This is a genomic window from Pseudoblastomonas marina, assembly GCF_034374265.1.
Lineage (GTDB): Bacteria > Pseudomonadota > Alphaproteobacteria > Sphingomonadales > Sphingomonadaceae > Alteriqipengyuania_A > Alteriqipengyuania_A marina.
In genome coordinates, this window is the sequence record NZ_CP139718.1 from 1,662,630 (window position 1) to 1,679,914 (window position 17,285).

A 17,285-nucleotide genomic window follows, 5' to 3' on the forward strand; every position below is an offset into this window, starting at 1 on the left:
CTGTCCGGGAAAGAAAAAACCGCCTCGCTCCGCGCCGGGGAAAATGGCGGGAAGGAGGCGGTTTTCGATCATGCGGCGATGCTATCGCGCGCATGGAAAGTAGGAAAGCCGATCAACGCGGCGCCATGCGCCACCCCTCGCATCAGCGAGGGGCCATCCTGATCGCTCCGTCGAGGCGCACGTCCTCGCCGTTGAAATAGCCGTTCTCGATCATGCACAAAGCGAGCTTGGCGTATTCCTCGGGATTGCCGAGCCGCTTGGGGAACGGGACGCTGGCATTCAATGCCTCGATCGCCTTCTCGGGCAGGCCCATCAGCAGCGGCGTGTGGAAGATGCCGGGCAGGATCGTGTTGACGCGGATGCCCTCGTTCATCAGGTCGCGCGCGATCGGGAGCGTCATGCCGACGACGCCGCCCTTCGAGGCCGAATAGGCGGCCTGCCCGATCTGGCCGTCCTCGGCCGCGACCGAAGCGGTGTTGACTATCGCGCCGCGATTGCCGTCATCGGTGATCGGATCGAGCGTCATCATGCCCGCGGCCGACTTGGCGATACAGCGGAACGTGCCGATCAGGTTCACCTGCACCACGAATTCGAAGGCGGACACGGGGAAGTGCTTGATTTCGCCGGTCTGCTTGTCGCGGCTGGCAGTCTTCATCGCATTGCCGATCCCGGCGCAATTGACGAGGATGCGCTCCTGACCGTGCGCCTCGCGCGCCTTGGCGAAGCCCGCGTCGACGTCTTCCTCGCTGGTCACGTTGACCTTGCAGAAGACGCCGCCGAGTTCCTCGGCCATCGCGTTGCCCTTCTCCTCGTTCATGTCGAAGATCGCGACCTTGGCGCCCTTGGCCGCGATCGCGCGCGCGGTCGCGGCGCCGAGGCCCGATGCGCCGCCGGTGACGATGGCGGGGGTGTTGCTGCTGATATCCATTGTATTCCTCTTTCATTGGGTCCCGGCGCTGGCGGGGACCTCTTCTCGATCGGTGGGCTGCCCCCGCTTTCGCGGGGACTTGCCGCTAAGTCAAAGTGCCTCGACGATCGTGACGTTGGCGACGCCGCCGCCCTCGCACATCGTCTGGAGGCCGTATTTCTTGCCGTGCGTCCTGAGCGCATGGACCAGCGTCGCCATCAGCTTGGTCCCGCTCGCGCCGAGCGGGTGGCCGAGCGCGATCGCCCCGCCATGCACGTTGAGCTTGTCCGGGTCCGCCCCGGTGTGCTTCAGCCACGCCAGCGGCACCGGCGCGAAGGCCTCGTTGACCTCGTAAAGGTCGATCTGGTCGATGCTCATCCCGGCGCGCTTCAATGCCTTGTCGGTGGCGAAGAGCGGTTCCTCGAGCATGATCACCGGGTCGCCCGCGGTGACGGTGAGGTTGCGGATCCTGGCCAGCGGCGTGAGCCCGTGATCCTTCAGCGCCTGCTCGCTGACCACCAGCACCGCGCTCGACCCGTCGCAGATCTGGCTCGCGGTGGCGGCGGTGATCACGCCGTCCTCGGACAGCTTCTTGACCGAGGCGATCCCCTCGAGGGTCGCGTCGAAGCGGATGCCTTCATCGACCGTGTGCCATTCCTCGCCCTCGGGCGTCTCGATCCGGACGGGGAGGATCTCGTCCTTGAAATACGCTGCTTCGGTGGCAGCGGCGGCCTTCTGGTGGCTGGCGAGCGCGAATTCATCGAGCTCGTCCTTCGAGAAGCCGTGCTTCTTCGCCATCATCTCGGCACCCATGAACTGGGACCACTGCACGCCCGGGTATTTCTCCTCGAGCCCGGGCGACTTGTAGTGCCCCATGCCCTCCTTCATGAACAGCGTCGCGGTCGACCCCATCGGCACGCGGGTCATGCTTTCGACCCCGCTGGCGATCACGACGTCCTGCGTCCCGCTCATCACCGCCTGCGCTGCGAACTGGATCGCCTGCTGCGAGGAGCCGCACTGGCGGTCGATCGTCACCGCGGGGGTGCTTTGCGGCAGGTTCTTCGAGGCGAGCACCGCGTTGCGCCCGACCTGGAGCGCCTGCTCGCCGCCCTGCAGCACGCAGCCCATCACCACGTCGTCGACCGCGCCCCCGTCGATCCCCGTCCGCTCGACGATCGCATCGAGAGACCTGGCGGCGAGGTCGACCGGGTGGACGCCCGCAAGGCGCCCTCCGCGCTTGCCCCCGGCGGTGCGGACGGCTTCGACGATATAGGCTTCGGACATTTGGGGCTCCTCTCCGGAAATTGGTTTAACCGAGCGATTAAACCGCCCTCCGGGCAAGCGCAAGCGAGCAAAGAAAAAGGGCCCCGCGGATCGCTCCGCGGGGCCCTGTTTCGTGCCGGTCCTGCGACCGGCGGGTTCTTAGAACTCGAAGGAAATCGAGCCGAAGAACTCGCGACCGTCGAGGTCGTAGCCGTTGCCGATCGGCGTGTTCGAGACCGAGAACACTTCGGACGCATCCACCAGCGGGGGCTTCTGATCGAAGATGTTCGAAACGCCGAGACGGATGTTGAACCGGTCGAAGTCGACGCGGATCGAGGCACTGCTGACGAAGTAATCGTCGGCGTAGCCAATGTCGCGGCAGAACACGCCGTCACCCGGGACGATGCCGTCGGGAACGAATTCGCCGTTCGGACCCGAGTTCGAACCCGAACCGTTGCCGAGACAGGTGTTCCCGATGAAGCCGGTCGGCTGACCGTCCGGACCGCGACCGAAGGCGTCGGACAGCGGATCGATGCCGGCCGCGGCCTGTTCGGTCGGGCCGATGTAGCGGGTCGACCAGGTGAAGGTCACGTTGTCCACCGCTGCAGTGAAGTTCGCGCGGCCCGTCCAGGACGGGAAGCCGAACTCGCCTGCATCTTCGTCGATCGTCGGGTTGCCCTGATCGTCGAGGAAGGTGGTGTCGCGTGCGATCAGATGGTTCGCCCGGACGTTGAGGCCCAGACGGACGTCCTTGCCGAACGCTGCAACATCGGTCGAGATGTTGGTGTTCAGATCCAGACCTTCGACCAGTTCCTCGTTGATGTTAACGAAGCCGGCGAACACGTCGCTGATGAGGCGGCGACCGCTCGGATCGTAATCGATGAAATCGCAGAACGTTGAACGGACGCCATCGTCACGCGTGAAGCACTGGTTGACGATGAACGCTGCGCTCGGTTCGGCGATCGCACCCTTCACGCTGATGTTGTAGTAGTTGAAGTTGAACGAGAAATCGACCGGACCGAAGGCTTCCGCAAAGGCGAAACCGGTCGTGAACGAGTCGGAGGTTTCCGGGTCGAGCGCAAGGCTGCCGCCCGAAGTGATCTCGACGCTCGGGGTGGTCACGGTGTTCGCACCGTCGGTACCGACGGTCGTCGGATCGCGACCTTCGCGGCGGCAATTGTCGAGCACGTTCTGTTCGCGATTATCCTGCGAAGCCTGATACCCGCCGTTGAGCGGCGCGTAGGCGTTCGCGGGAACGGCGCAGGGATCGAACACGCCACCGAAGCCCGACTGGCCGGCCAGGAACAGTTCGCGCAGGTTCGGCGAACGGAACGAGGTGCCATAGGACAGCTTCAGGAGCAGCGGCTGGAACGGACGCCAGCCGAGCTTGACCGAGTAGGTCCCGTTGGTGCCGTAGAACTCGTCTTCGGTGATACGGCCCGAGAGGTTGAGACGCACGTCTTCGGCGAGCGTTTCCCCGGAAATCAACGGAAGGTCGATTTCACCGAACGCTTCAAAGATGTCCTTGCTGCCCTCGGCGCCCTGGTCGGCAAAGAAGCCGAAGAACAGGCCCTCGGCCGCGACCGCGTCAGGCGTCGAGATCAAGGTGTCATCGCGATATTCGCCGCCCAGAACGACCTTGGCCGTACCGCCGGGAAGTTCGAACACCGAACCCTGGATGTAGGCCGAAATGACGGTCTGCTTGTAGGTCGTGTCGAAGTCACGGCTGTCGAACAGGTAATCGCGCTCGGCCTGCGAAGCAAAGTCACCGACAACGTTCTGATAGAGGCTCTGTGCGAACAGGTTCACCGGCACACAGCCAGCAAGCAGGTCGGGCTGGAGCGCACCAGGGTTGCGGATCCCGTCGACGTTACAGGGGGTACCCGCTGCTTGGCCACCGGCCGCCAGCAGCGTTACCGGGTTGGAGACGCGGGTCAGTCCCGGGATCGACGGGTCGATGCCGAGCGCGAAGGCCAGGCGGTCTTCACGGATACCGATGCGCGAGGACTGGCCTTCCGACTGCGAGTAGACGCCCGAAAGCTCGAAGGTCCAGTCATTGCCGGGACCGAAGTCGATGAAGGGCAGGTCACCCTTGACACCGAACACACCGCGATACTGTTCCTGCACGGTTTCGACGAAGCTGCGATCGCCGACCACGCTGACGACCGGACGGACGACATAGGACCGGCCCGTCGGGCGAGCAAAACGGCCGCCGGCAAAGGTGTAGAGGCCGTCGAAGCGGTTGTTCGCGTCACCGCAATCGACGCCGCCGGCGGCGATGTTACACGGGTTGAACGGGTTGTTGGCGGCCACGAACGGGAACAGCTGCGGCGCGGTGCTCCGCGCGGAGACCTCGGCGCGGCTGTAGTTGGCTTCGAAGAACGGCGTGATGTTCCAGTCGCCGCCGAAGCTGTACTCGCCATAGGCCATGACGTTGTACAGGTCCTGCGGGCTGATGAACGACGGCGTGAGGTCGGTACCGTTGCGGGTCACGTTCGCAAAGTTGACGTCGAGCAGGCCGTCGCCGTTGCGGTCGACCGGGTTGCCGAACGCATCGAACGCATCGGAGAAAAACGGGATGCCCGTGTTACCGGCCTGGCCGGTCGAGGCGAACACCGTCTCGTCGTAATAGATCGAGCTGAAGAGCAGCGGGCTGCCCGGGATGATCCGCTTCGCGGCCGCGTCGATCGTACACGGGGTCGGGATTTCGCCAATCGCGCCATTGGAATCGGCTAGCGTGTTCGCATTGTCCGAAATACCGAGCGTGCGGATTTCACCCGTGCTCGTGATTTCGTACTGGGTATTACAGCCAGCCAGGAAATCGCGATCGCCGATCTGGATTTCGTCGCGACGGCTGTATTCGGCGCCGATGCCGAAGTTCCAGTTGTCGCCGAACTTACCGAACGCAGCGCTGATCTGGTAGTCGTCGCCACCGCCCTGCTCGTTCAGGTCGCCCGAGGCGAACAGTTCGAGACCGTCGATGTCCTTGCGCAGGACGATGTTGCCGACGCCGGCAACCGCGTCCGAACCGTAGACCGACGAAGCACCGTCGAGCAGCAGGTCGTAGCGCGCGATGAGCGAGGACGGCAGGAGGTTGATCGACGGGTTGGTCGGCGCGCCTTCGACACCGGCCGGCGCGAGGCGGCGACCGTTGATCAGGAGCAGCGTACGGTCGGCACCGAGGCCGCGCAGGTTGAGCGTCTGCGAACCCGGGCCGTTGTTGAGCACGAAGCCCTGGAAGGTGGCGTCGATCTGCGTACCGGCAGCCGATTCCGACTGCTGGAGGATCGAGGCGGCGTCGAACTGGCCGGTGTCCTGCAGCGTCTGGGTGTCGAGCACCTGCAGCGGCGAGATCGAGCTGTAGGTGTCTTCGCGCTCGATGCGCGAACCGGTGATCACGACGTTGGTCGTCTGCGTGGAGCCATCGGCCTCGGGCGCGATGTCGCTGACTTCGCAATTCGGATCGTTGACGCTGACGCCGGTCGGATTGCCCGCGTCGTCATATTCGCAGACGGCTTCACCGTCGTCGCCGGTATCCTGCGCGGACACGGCCGTCGGCAGAGCGGCAAAGATTGCCAGGGACGAGGCCGAGCAGGCCAGCCCCAGAAACGATTTCGAGGTAAAATTGCGCATGATTTCTCCAGTCGCGACAAATTCAATGACTGGATTTCCCACCCCCCGGCCCACGATCGATCCCTTGGAATCGAACCACCCTGCCAGGAAACTTATCGAAAGTTAGGAAACCCCCAGTCCCTTTGGTAACGTGGTTTCTGCATGACCGTTCATCTCGTGTCAAAGGAGTGAAACACTTTTCGAGGGGCTGTGACGAGAATCACACAGTTGTGGCGAACGCCCCGTTAACGAAGCGCTCGCCACAGATTTGTGCAAAATCTTGTAACTAAATTACGCGAGCGCGAAATCTACCCGCTTGCGACCGACATTTCCAAAGCCCCGTCGCCCTCGTCGATCGCCACCGTGCTGCCATCGGGCACCTCGCCCTGGAGGATCATCTCGGCGAGCGGGTCCTGCAGGTAGCGCTGCACCGCGCGCTTCAGCGGCCGCGCACCGTAGACCGGATCGTAGCCCACCCGGCCGAGCCATTTGAGCGCGGCGTCGGTGAGGTCGAGCACGATCTTGCGGTCCTTGAGCAGCTTCTGCACCCGACCGACCTGGATCTCGACGATCGGCGCCATGTGTTCCTCCGCGAGGCGATGGAACAGGATGATCTCGTCGAGCCGGTTGAGGAATTCGGGCCGGAAATGGTTACGCACCACTTCCATCACCTGCGGCTCGACGTCGGCGACCTGCTGGTCGTCGGTCATCTGGCTGAGATACTGGCTGCCGAGGTTCGAGGTCAGGATGATCAGCGTGTTCGAGAAATCGACCACCCGGCCTTGCCCGTCGGTCAGGCGCCCGTCGTCGAGCACCTGGAGCAGCACGTTGAAGACGTCGGCATGCGCCTTCTCGACCTCGTCGAACAGCACGACCTGATAGGGTCGCCGCCGCACCGCCTCGGTCAGCACACCGCCTTCCTCGTAGCCGACATAGCCGGGAGGCGCGCCGATCAGCCGCGCGACCGCGTGCTTCTCCATGAATTCGCTCATGTCGATCCGCACCATTGCGCTGTCGTCGTCGAACAGGAAGCCTGCAAGCGCCTTGGTCAGTTCGGTCTTGCCGACACCGGTGGGGCCGAGAAAGAGGAAGCTGCCGAGCGGACGGTTCGGGTCCTGCAGACCGGCGCGCGCGCGGCGCACCGCCTTCGACACCGCCTCGACCGCCTGCGCTTGGCCGATCACGCGCTGGCCGAGCACATCTTCCATCTTGAGCAGCTTCTCGCGCTCGCCCTCGAGCATCTTGTCGACCGGCACCCCGGTCCAGCGCGCGACCACGCCGGCGATATCCTCTTCGGTCACCTCTTCGCGCAACAGCGCGTTCTCGGTGTGGCCCGAGGCTTCCTCGAGCTTCTTCTCGAGCTCGGGAATCTTGCCGTAGGAAAGCTCGCCCGCCTTGGCGAGGTCGCCCGCGCGCTGCGCCTGTTCGAGTTCGAGCCGCGCGGCGTCGAGCTGCTCCTTCAATCGCGCCTCGGCATGGATCTTGTCGCGCTCGCCTTGCCAGCGCGTGGTCAGTTCGGCCGATTGCTGCTCGATCTCGGCCAGTTCCTTGCGCAGCGCCTCGAGCCGGTCCTTCGAGGCCGTGTCGCTTTCCTTCGCGAGCGCGCTCTCCTCGATCTTCAGCTGGATGATCCGCCGGTCGAGCGCCTCGATTTCCTCGGGCTTGCTCTCGACCTCCATGCGGATGCGCGAGGCCGCCTCGTCCATCAGGTCGATCGCCTTGTCGGGCAGGAAGCGGTTCTGGATGTAGCGGTTGGAAAGCTGCGCCGCGGCGACGATCGCGCCATCGGTGATCCGCACGCCGTGGTGCAGTTCGTACTTGTCCTTGATCCCGCGCAGGATGCTGATCGTGTCCTCGACGCTCGGCTCGTCGATGAAGACGGGCTGGAAACGCCGCTGGAGCGCGGGGTCCTTCTCGACGTATTTCTGGTATTCGTCGAGCGTGGTCGCGCCGATGCAATGGAGCTCGCCACGCGACAGAGCGGGCTTGAGCAGATTGCCGGCGTCCATCGAACCCTCGCTCGCGCCCGCCCCGATCAGCGTGTGCATCTCGTCGATGAACAGGATGATCTGGCCTTCCGCGCCCTTGACCTCGTCGAGCACGGCCTTGAGCCGCTCTTCGAACTCGCCGCGATATTTCGCGCCCGCGATGAGCGCGCCCATGTCGAGCGCCATCAGCGTGCGGCCCTTGAGGCTGTCGGGCACGTCGCCATTGGCGATACGCAGCGCGAGGCCTTCGGCGATCGCGGTCTTGCCGGTGCCGGGCTCGCCGATCAGCGCGGGGTTGTTCTTGGTCCGGCGGGCGAGGATCTGGACGGTGCGGCGGATTTCCTCGTCGCGCCCGATCACGGGATCGAGCTTGCCGTCCTTGGCCGCCTGAGTGAGATCGCGGGCGAAGCGCTTCATCGCGTCATAGGCATCTTCGGCGCTGGCCGAATCGGCGGTCCGTCCGCCGCTCACTTCCTGGATCGCGGCCTCGAGCGCCTTTGCATCGACACCCGCCGCCTTGAGCGCCTGCCCGGCGCTGGTGGTGGTCGACAGCGCGAGTGCCTGCAAGACGCGCTGGACCGGCACGTAGGCATCGCCCGCCTTTTCGGCGAGCTGCTGCGCCTGGTCGAGCGTGCGCACCGCGTCGTTGTCGAGCCCCGGCGTCTGCTGCGCTCCGCCGCCCGACACCGCCGGGATCTTCGCCAGCGCGGCATCGGCCTCGTCCTCGGCCATGCGCGGATCGCCACCGGCCTTCGAGACGAGCCCCGCCGCCATGCCCTCGGAATCGTCGAGCAGCGCCTTCAAGAGGTGCGCGGGCGTGATCCGCTGGTGCGAATTGCGGATCGCGATCGTCTGCGCGGCCTGCAGGAAGCCCTTGGCGCGATCGGTGAATTTTTCGAGATTCATCGCTGGTCTTGCCCCTTAGATCAGATGGTCCCGCGTGATATAATGTTGCAATAACGCAACACAAGTCCGAACCCCTTTTCACGCGCGGGTGTGTTACCCGCATAGGTAGGCCATGCGGCGCGCACCGCAAGAGTTTTGCACCGCATGGTCCAACAGGTTTCGGCCGGGTCAGGCGCGTTACCGGGGGCGCCAGCTTCGTGCCAGCTCGTCGAGCAGCATCACGCCCCAACCCCGCGCGCCGGCCGGCACGAGCGGATCGGAGCCGCTGCCACGATCCACCGCCGCCATGTCGATGTGGATCCAGGGCAGGTTCTCGGGCACGAAATATTCGATGAAATGCGCTCCCGCGCTGGCACCGGGCGCGGGCGAGGCATCGGAATTCTTGATATCGGCGATGTCGGACACGATCGCCTTGCGATACGCCTCGTTGAGCGGAAGCCGCCAGACCGGCTCGTCGACCAGCCTGCCCGCCGCGGTGGCGGCGTCGGCATGGGCATCATCACGCGCGAACAGGGCGGAATATTCCGCCCCCAGCGCGCCGACGGCGGAGCCCGTCAGCGTGGCGATATCGACCAGCGCGAAGGGCTCGTTCTCCTGCACGACGTATTCGATCGCATCGGCGAGTACGAGCCGTCCCTCGGCGTCGGTGCTGCGGATTTCGATCGTCTTGCCCGACAGCGTGCGGACCACGTCGCCCGGACGCTGGGCGTTGGCGCCCGGCATGTTCTCGGCCAGCGCCGCGACAGCAACGACGTGGACCGGCGCGCGCGACTTGGCGAGGCTCAGGATCGCGCCGGTTACCGCCGCCGCGCCCGACATGTCGCCCTTCATCTCCCACATACCGCTATTGGGCTTGAGCGAAATGCCGCCGGAATCGAAAGTGATCCCCTTCCCCGCCAGCGCGATCGGCGGTCCATCGGCACCGCGATAGGTCACCACCATCATCCGGCTGCCGCGCGGGCTGCCCTGCCCCACGCCCGCGATCGCGCCCATCCCGAGGCGCCGGAAATCGGCCTCGTCGAGCACTTCGATCGTCACGTTGGGCGCCCCGGCGAGCGCAGCGCGCGCGCGATCGACGAAGCTCGCGGGATAGATCACATTGGCCGGTTCGTTGACCAGGTCGCGCGCGAGCCGGACCCCTTCGGCGAGATGTGCCTGCCGCGATTCCCACTGCGCGCGCGCCTCTGCCGCCGCGCTGCCGACCAAGGTGATCGGCTGGACCGGCGGCGCGCTCCGGTCGCTCTTGTAGCGATCGAACCGGTACTGCCCGAGGCTCGCGCCCAAGGCGGCCATCGCCATGGCTTCACCGGAGGGAAGTCCGGCGATCGCGATGGCTGCATCCTCGCCCTGGAACTCGCGCGCGATCCGCGCCCCGACGACGCGCCAGTCGATCGGCTCGCCATCGGCATTCGCCGCCCCGAACAGCATGATCGGCCGCCCTCCGGCCGGTGCGGGCAAGGCCAGGGTCTGGCCGTCCGCTCCGGTGAAGTCGGCAACCGCGATCCGCGCGGCGGTATCGGCCGGCAGGCTTGCAGCGAGAGCAGGAAGGTCGGCACTGGTCATCACCATCGCGATCGCGGCATCGGCGGGCATGGCGGTGGCGAAGGCGATCGGTCGTTCGGCGGAGTTGTCGACGCTCGCGGGCGCGACACCCGAACCGAGCACCGATTGCGCGCTGGCCGCGCCGGGCATTGCCGCTAGCGGAGCGATCGAAAGAGCGAGAATTGCAAGGCCGTTGCGTGTCATGAAGAACCCTCCCCGGGATCGGTTGGCGAATTATCGCGCGGGGCTATCGAAGGAGGGTGTCGCGGCGTCGAGCAAGCAATCGGCGATCCGCCGACCGGCATCGACCATCGGCATCAATCGGTGGCGACGAGATCGAGCCCCGGGACCATCACCGTGCGCCCGCCGCCGAATTCCTCGCGCACGACCACCAGCCCCTGGCGTTCGAGATGGCCGAGCAACCGGCGAATGCGCCCCGGCGAACTGGTGCCGTAGGCGTGCGCCAGCGCCTCCTCGTCGACCGCGACCTCGCCCGCGTGCGCGGCGCGCGCGATGACGAAGAACGGGGCGAGCAGGTCGTCGTCGACATTCGCCCCGAGCGCGAGGATCTGTGCGCGCACCGCGTCGTCGAGATCGTCGAGCCCGGCCCCCGCTTCGGCGAACTTGCGGCGAAAGCCGGGCATGTCGGGCATCGGGCCGACCAGCCGCTCGCGCCGACAGCGCGAGATGAAGGACTGGTACTGCGCGCCGGTCGATTGCGCGACGACGTGATCGTCGCGTGCCAGTTCGGCGATTATCGCGTCGATGCGCGCGGCGACCTCGTTCGGTCCCGCGCTTTCACCGGCCTCGTCCGTCGGCGCCTCGTCGGCCCGGGACAGGCTCTCGACCACGTCCTCCACCTTGGGCGCGGGCGGCGGGGGTGGCGGCGGCGGCGCGGGCTTGGCGACATCCTCGGCCAGCCCCTCGGTGAGCAGCGAGGCCATGTCCTCGGGCGCGGTGTCGGGCATCGCCATCAGCCCTTCGCTGCGCGCCTTGTTGCCGGTCTTCACCGGGCCGATCTTCACCGCCAGCGGACGTCGGGTGATCGCCGGACCGAGCGCGAGGAAATGGCCGCGTTCGAGTTCGCGGATACGTTCGGCCTGGCGCCGCTCCATCCCCAGCAGGTCGGCGGCGCGGACCATGTCGATATCGAGGAATGTGCGCCCCATCAGGAAGTTCGAGGCCTCGGCGGCGACGTTCTTGGCGAGCTTGGCGAGCCGTTGCGTCGCGACGATCCCGGCCAGTCCACGCTTGCGCCCGCGGCACATCAGGTTGGTCATCGCCGAGAGCGTCATCCGGCGCGTGTCCTCGGCGATCTCGCCCGCGACCGAGGGGGCAAACATCTGCGCTTCGTCGACCACCACCAGCGCCGGGAACCAGTGTTCGCGCGGGGCATCGAACAGCGCGTTGAGGAATTGCGCGGCGCAGCGGATCTGTTGCTCGACCTCGAGCCCTTCGAGGTTGAGCACCACGCTCGCGCGGTGTTCACGGATGCGGCGCGCAAGCGCCTCGATCTCGGCCGCCGAATAGGCTGCGCCGTCGATCACGACGTGGCCGAACTCGTCGGCGAGCGAGGGGAAGTCTCCCTCGGGATCGACCACCACCTGCTGCACCATCGCCGCGCTTTCTTCGAGCAGGCGGCGCAGCAGGTGCGATTTCCCGCTGCCCGAATTGCCCTGCACGAGCAGGCGCGTCGCCAGCAGCTCCGCGATATCGAACTCGACCGGCTGCCCGGACGATTCGTGGCCGATGGTAATGCGTTCCCTCACCGCCCCATGGCTAGCCAGCCGATCGGGATAAGCGAAGGGCGCGCATACGGTTTTGCCCAACGCGTTTGCAGTCCCCTCAAGCGCTCGCTACCCAACGCCACGAGGGAGATAGATTGCTTATGAAGACCTGGTTGGGACGAATCGGCTTTGCCTCGTTGGGGCTGGCCCTCGCGGTGTTCGTCGGGCTCGCGGTGTGGGAACCGATCGCTGCCGAGGAAGGAACGGCACCGCCGCCCGCGACCTATTCCGCCGAGATCGTGCGCGACAAATTCGGGGTGCCGCATATCTACGGCGAGCGCGACGTCGACGTCGCCTACGGCATCGCCTGGGCGCATAGCGAAGACGATTTCGCGACCCTGCAGGACGTCGCCGCGATGACCCGCGGGCGCTATGGCGCGATCGCCGGACAGGACGGCGCAGTGTTCGACTACGCCTTCCACCTGCTCGACGCGAAGGGCACGGTCGATCGCAACTACGACAGTCTCGCGCCCGATGTGCGCGCGTTGCTCGACGCCTACGCCACCGGGCTCAACGATTATGCCGAACAGCACCCCGGCGAACTCAAGCTGGGCGACCTGTTCCCGGTCGACGGTCGCGATATCGCCGCCGGCTTCGCGCTGCGCCAGCCGTTCTTCTTCGGCCTCGCGAACAAGCTCGGCCGGCTGGTCGAGGGCGAGGAATACCTGCCCGATCCGGGTCGCCCGATCGACACCGCACTGCCGCTGCCCGGCTCCGACGAAGGGCGCAATCTGGGCTCTAACGCCTTCGCCATCGCGCCGGAGAAATCGGGCGGCGAAACGCTGCTGGTCTCGAATTCGCACCAGCCGTGGCGCGGCGGGGTGGCGTGGTACGAACTCGTCGTCGAAAGCGGCGAAGGCTGGCATTTCGCCGGCGCGACCTTCCCGGGCAGCCCCTATCCCTTCCTCGGCCACAACGAGAATCTGGGCTGGACCAATACGGTCAACATGCCCGACATGTACGATATCTACGAACTGCTCGTGCGCGAGGGCGATAGCGGGCTCGAATACGAACTCGACGGCGATTGGCGTCCGCTCGGCACCAAGGACGTGACGCTGCCGGTCAAGGTCGGCCCGGTGGTGCTGCCGATCCAGCGCACGGTCTATCGTTCGGTCCACGGCCCCGTGGTCAAGAACGACGATGGCTATTTCGCGATCCGCTATGGCGGGATGGATTCGATCGACCAGCTCGACGCCTATTATCGGCTCAACAAGGCGGAGACCTTCGCCGAGTGGAAGGGCATCCTCTCGCGCCTCGATATCCCGTCGACCAATTTCCTCTACGCCGACGCGCAGGGCAATATCGCCTATTACTACAACGCCGCGATCCCCAAGCGCCCCGGCGAAGGCTCCACCGACTGGCGCGGCGTGCTGCCGGGGAACGACAGCGCGCTGATCACCGAAGGCTATTACGACTTCGCCGAACTGCCCCAATACGAGAACCCGGACTCGGGTTGGCTCTACAACGCCAACAACAATCCTTTCTCCGCCGCGGGCAGCACCGACGACCTGTCGCCCGAGGCATTCCCCGCCGCGATGGGGATCGAGACCAAGAGCACCAACCGCGCGCGCCGTGCCGCGAAGCTGATGGAGGACGCCAACCGGATCGATCGCTCGGCCCTAGAGCGGATCAAGTACGACGTCGCCTGGGAGCGCGAAGGCTATGTCGCGACCGCGCTCGACGCGATCGCCGCGCTCGATTTCGAACAGGAGCGCTACGCCGAGGCGCAGGCGATCCTCGCCGGATGGGACTTCACCTCCGACGGCGTCGGTCGCGCCGATTCGCTCGCGCTGCTGATCCTGCGCCAATACATGGGCAAGGACTATAACGGCGAACCGCTGCCCGATCCGCGCGCGGAGCTGGTCAAGGCGGCCGATTTCCTGGTCGAGCACTACGACCGGCTCGACCCGCCGATGGGCGAGGTGCTGCGGTTGCGGCAGGGTCCCGGCGAATACGCGGTCGACCTTCCGCTCGACGGTGGCAGCGATACGCTGCGGGCCTCGACGCTGTGGGATGTCGAGGATGACGGCCGCCTGTCGGTCAAGCACGGCGACAGCTTCCTGATGTTCGTGACTTGGGAACGAGGCGCGCCGGTGCGATCCGAAAGCATCCAGCCCTTCGGCGCGGCCACCACCCGGCCCGGCGATCCCAATTTCACCAGCCAGGCGCCGCTATTCGTGCGCAAGGAGCTCAAGCCGGTGCGCTTCTGGCGGTCCGACGTGTTGGAAAATGCCGTTCGTCGAAAGACGGTGACGCATCCGCGCGAGGGCCTTACGGTCCCGCGCGACGAGTCGTAATTCGCTGCAACTTCTGGCGGCGGGCAGACGCCGCAACGGGGAGAATACTATGAAGAAGGTCTACGGTTTCACCAGTCTCATCGCGCTCGCGCTCGGCGGATGCGCGTCCTATACCGACGAAGGTGTCGCGGTCGCACCCGCAGCGCCCGCGGCGGAAGCGCCCGCGGTCATGCCCGCTCCGGCCACCGCTCAGAACGACGATCTCGCCGAGCTCGTCGACCAGGTGCGGATCCCCTACGAGGTCTTCACGCTTCCCAACGGCCTCACCACCGTGGTCCACACCGATCGCAAGGCCCCGCTGGTGGCGGTTTCGGTTTGGTACGACGTCGGCTCGAAGCATGAGCCCAAGGGCAAGACCGGCTTCGCCCACCTGTTCGAGCACCTGATGTTCAACGGCAGCGAGAACGCGCCGGGCGATTTCTTCGAACCGCTCCAGCAGGTCGGCGCGACCGGCTTCAACGGCACCACCAATGCCGACCGCACCAATTATTTCGAAACCGTACCGACCGCCGCGATCGACCGCGTGCTGATGCTCGAAAGCGACCGCATGGGCTACCTGCTCGGCGCAGTGACGCAGGAGAAGCTCGATAACCAGCGCGGCGTCGTCCAGAATGAAAAGCGCCGCGGCGACAACCAGCCCTTCGGTCTGCTGCGCTACGAAATCGTCGAGAACATCTTCCCCAAGGGCCACCCCTACCACCACTCGACCATCGGCTCGATGGACGACCTCGGTGCCGCGACGCTCGACGACGTGAAGCAGTGGTTCCGCGACAATTACGGCCCCAACAACGCCGTGCTCGTGCTGGCCGGCGACATCGACGTCGCCACCGCCAAGGAGAAGGTCACCAAGTGGTTCGGCGCGATCCCGCGCGGGCCCGAAGTGCAGGATCCGGCCGTGCCCGTCCCGACCCTCGCCGCCGACGGCGAGAAGGTGATCTACGACCAGGTCGCGACCACCCGCATCTATCGCATGTGGCCGATCCCCGGCGAGACCTCGGCCGAGAACGTGCCGATCCAGCTCGGCGCGACCGCGCTCGGCGGCCTCGCCAGCTCGCGCCTCGACAATGCGCTGGTGCGCGGCAAGGGCCTCGCGGTCTCGGTCAGCTCGGGCACCTGGACCAATGAGGACGCCGGCGTCTTCCTGATTTCCGCCGACCTCAAGCCCGGCGTCGATCGCGCCGATCTCGAAGCGGCGCTCGATGCCGAGATCGCCAGCTTCATTGCCGGCGGCCCGACCGCCGACGAACTCGCCCGCTCGAAGACCACGATCGTGTCGCGCCTGATCGGCGGCCTCGAATCGGTCGGCGGTTTCGGCGGCAAGGCCGTGACGCTCGCCGAAGGCCAGCTCTATCACGGCAATCCGGGCGAGTATCGCGAGCAGCTCGAGCAGATGGTCGAAGCCGACCCGGCCTCGATCACCGCGATCCTGCAGCGCTACCTGACGAAGCCGCGCTTCGCGCTGGTGGTCGAGCCGGGCGAGCGTACCGAGGGCGGCGAGAACCGCGGCGGCGCGGTGATCGCCACCGACAGCTCGGGCAAGGAAGTGTTCCGCGCCGCCGAGGATCATTATTGCGAAGGCGAGAGCTGCGATTTCGACGAACTGGCGGTGCAGGCGTTCCAGGATCGCTCGCAGCTGCCGCCGGTCGGCCAGCTGACCGATCTCGACTTCCCCGATATCGAGCGCGCTACGCTCTCGAACGGCATGGAAGTCTATTTCGCGCGCCGCGCTGCGGTGCCGAAGGTCTCGGTCCGGATCGCCTTCGACGCCGGCTACACCGCCGATCCGCGCGACGCGCTGGGCACCCAGTCGCTGATGCTGCAGGCGATGGACGAAGGCACCGACAGCCTCGACGCGACCGAACTCGCGATCGCGCAGGAGCGCCTCGGTGCGAACGTGTTCGCCTTCGCCGATTTCGACGACACCAGCTTCCAGCTCTCGGCGCTGTCGACCCGACTGGCCCCGTCGCTCGACCTGCTGGCCGACTACATCCGCAACCCGGCCTTCCGCAGCGAAGACCTCGAGCGGGTGCGCGCGCAACAGCTCACCCGGATCAGTTCGGAGCTCAAGAACCCCCGCGCGGCCGGTTCGCGTGCGCTCGCGCAGCTGGTCTATGGCGACCATCCCTACGGCATCCCGCCCTCGGGCCTCGGCGATAGCGCCGCGGTGACGGCGGCCACGCCCGCCACGCTCGAAGCGACCCATGCGCGCTGGATCCGTCCGGACAACGCCAAGGTCTTCGTCGTCGGCGACACCACGTTGGCCGAAGCGGTCAGCCTGCTCGAAGACAGTTTCGGCGATTGGCGCGCCCCGGCGAGCCCGCTCCCGACCAAGCGTTTCGACGTCCCGGTCCCCGCCCCCGAGGCGCGAATCCTGCTGCTCAACCGCCCGAACTCGCCGCAGTCGGTGATCCTCGCCTCGCGCGTGCTCGACCTGCGCGGGACCGACGACACGATCGTGCTGGGTGCAGCCAACGAGGTGCTCGGCGGCAGCTTCCTGTCGCGGATCAACATGAACCTGCGCGAGACCAAGGGCTGGTCCTACGGTTCGCGCTCGTCGATCGGCTACAACCAGGATCGGCTGAGCTACAACGTCATCGCCGAGGTGCAGGCCGACCGGACCGGGGACTCGATCCTCGAGCTGGAAAAGGAAATCACCGGCTTCGTGACCGATAACGGTGTCACCGGCGACGAGCTGACCCGCACGGTCAACGGCAATGTCCGCGAGCTTCCGGGCCAGTTCGAAACCGCGGGCGCGGTGCTCGGCGGCATGGTCAACATCGTCAACTACGATCGTCCCGACGATTACTACGAGACGATCGCCGATCGCTATCGCGGACTCACCGCCGAACAGATCGCCGAGGTGGCGCGCGCCAACTTCGTCTATGGCGATCTCGTCTATGTCGTGGTCGGTGATGCCGAAGTGGTCCGTCCGCAGCTCGACAAGACCGGCCTGCCGGTCGAGGTTCGCGAGCTCGACGAGTAA

Annotated in this window: 8 protein-coding genes; 2 read left to right on the plus strand and 6 right to left on the minus strand. The window is 66.1% G+C overall.

What is annotated here, in order from left to right; genetic code table 11:
- Positions 1-142: 142 nt before the first annotated feature.
- From T8S45_RS08290 to T8S45_RS08315, 6 genes are all read right to left on the minus strand, one after another.
- Positions 143-928, minus strand: coding sequence for an SDR family NAD(P)-dependent oxidoreductase (locus T8S45_RS08290; protein ID WP_322293399.1), 786 nt, complete (start codon positions 926-928; stop codon positions 143-145).
- A 90-nt stretch (positions 929-1,018) separates the two neighbouring features.
- Entirely contained in the window at positions 1,019-2,191 is a 1,173-nt protein-coding gene (locus T8S45_RS08295) for an acetyl-CoA C-acetyltransferase (protein WP_322293400.1), read from the minus strand.
- Between the two features lie 138 nt (positions 2,192-2,329).
- Positions 2,330-5,803: a TonB-dependent receptor domain-containing protein gene (locus T8S45_RS08300; RefSeq protein ID WP_322293401.1), complete on the minus strand. Its 3,474-nt coding sequence runs from the start codon at positions 5,801-5,803 to the stop codon at positions 2,330-2,332.
- Between the two features lie 287 nt (positions 5,804-6,090).
- On the minus strand, positions 6,091-8,676 hold the full coding sequence (clpB, locus tag T8S45_RS08305; protein WP_322293402.1) for an ATP-dependent chaperone ClpB: 2,586 nt from the start codon (positions 8,674-8,676) through the stop codon (positions 6,091-6,093).
- 177 nt (positions 8,677-8,853) lie between these two features.
- The gene (locus T8S45_RS08310; RefSeq protein ID WP_322293403.1) at positions 8,854-10,422 is read right to left on the minus strand and encodes a leucyl aminopeptidase family protein; all 1,569 of its coding nucleotides are present in this window, start codon (positions 10,420-10,422) and stop codon (positions 8,854-8,856) included.
- 113 nt (positions 10,423-10,535) lie between these two features.
- Positions 10,536-11,987 carry an ATP-binding protein gene (locus T8S45_RS08315; protein WP_322293404.1) on the minus strand — a complete coding sequence of 484 codons (1,452 nt, stop codon included), beginning with the start codon at positions 11,985-11,987 and terminating at the stop codon, positions 10,536-10,538.
- Between the two features lie 119 nt (positions 11,988-12,106).
- Between T8S45_RS08315 and T8S45_RS08320 the strand changes: the two genes are divergently transcribed.
- Complete coding sequence (locus T8S45_RS08320; protein ID WP_322293405.1) at positions 12,107-14,302, plus strand: acylase; 2,196 nt, start codon at positions 12,107-12,109, stop codon at positions 14,300-14,302.
- Positions 14,303-14,351: 49 nt separating this feature from the next.
- Positions 14,352-17,285, plus strand: a complete 2,934-nt coding sequence (locus T8S45_RS08325; RefSeq protein WP_322293406.1) for a M16 family metallopeptidase — start codon at positions 14,352-14,354, stop codon at positions 17,283-17,285.

What these genes read in the sequence shown, in the direction of transcription:
- T8S45_RS08290 (WP_322293399.1), bottom strand. Translation starts at nt 928, where the DNA reads ATGGATATCAGCAGCAACACCCCCGCCATCGTCACCGGCGGCGCATCG.
- T8S45_RS08295 (WP_322293400.1), bottom strand. Translation starts at nt 2,191, where the DNA reads ATGTCCGAAGCCTATATCGTCGAAGCCGTCCGCACCGCCGGGGGCAAG.
- T8S45_RS08300 (WP_322293401.1), bottom strand. Translation starts at nt 5,803, where the DNA reads ATGCGCAATTTTACCTCGAAATCGTTTCTGGGGCTGGCCTGCTCGGCC.
- clpB (WP_322293402.1), bottom strand. Translation starts at nt 8,676, where the DNA reads ATGAATCTCGAAAAATTCACCGATCGCGCCAAGGGCTTCCTGCAGGCC.
- T8S45_RS08310 (WP_322293403.1), bottom strand. Translation starts at nt 10,422, where the DNA reads ATGACACGCAACGGCCTTGCAATTCTCGCTCTTTCGATCGCTCCGCTA.
- T8S45_RS08320 (WP_322293405.1), top strand. Translation starts at nt 12,107, where the DNA reads ATGAAGACCTGGTTGGGACGAATCGGCTTTGCCTCGTTGGGGCTGGCC.
- T8S45_RS08325 (WP_322293406.1), top strand. Translation starts at nt 14,352, where the DNA reads ATGAAGAAGGTCTACGGTTTCACCAGTCTCATCGCGCTCGCGCTCGGC.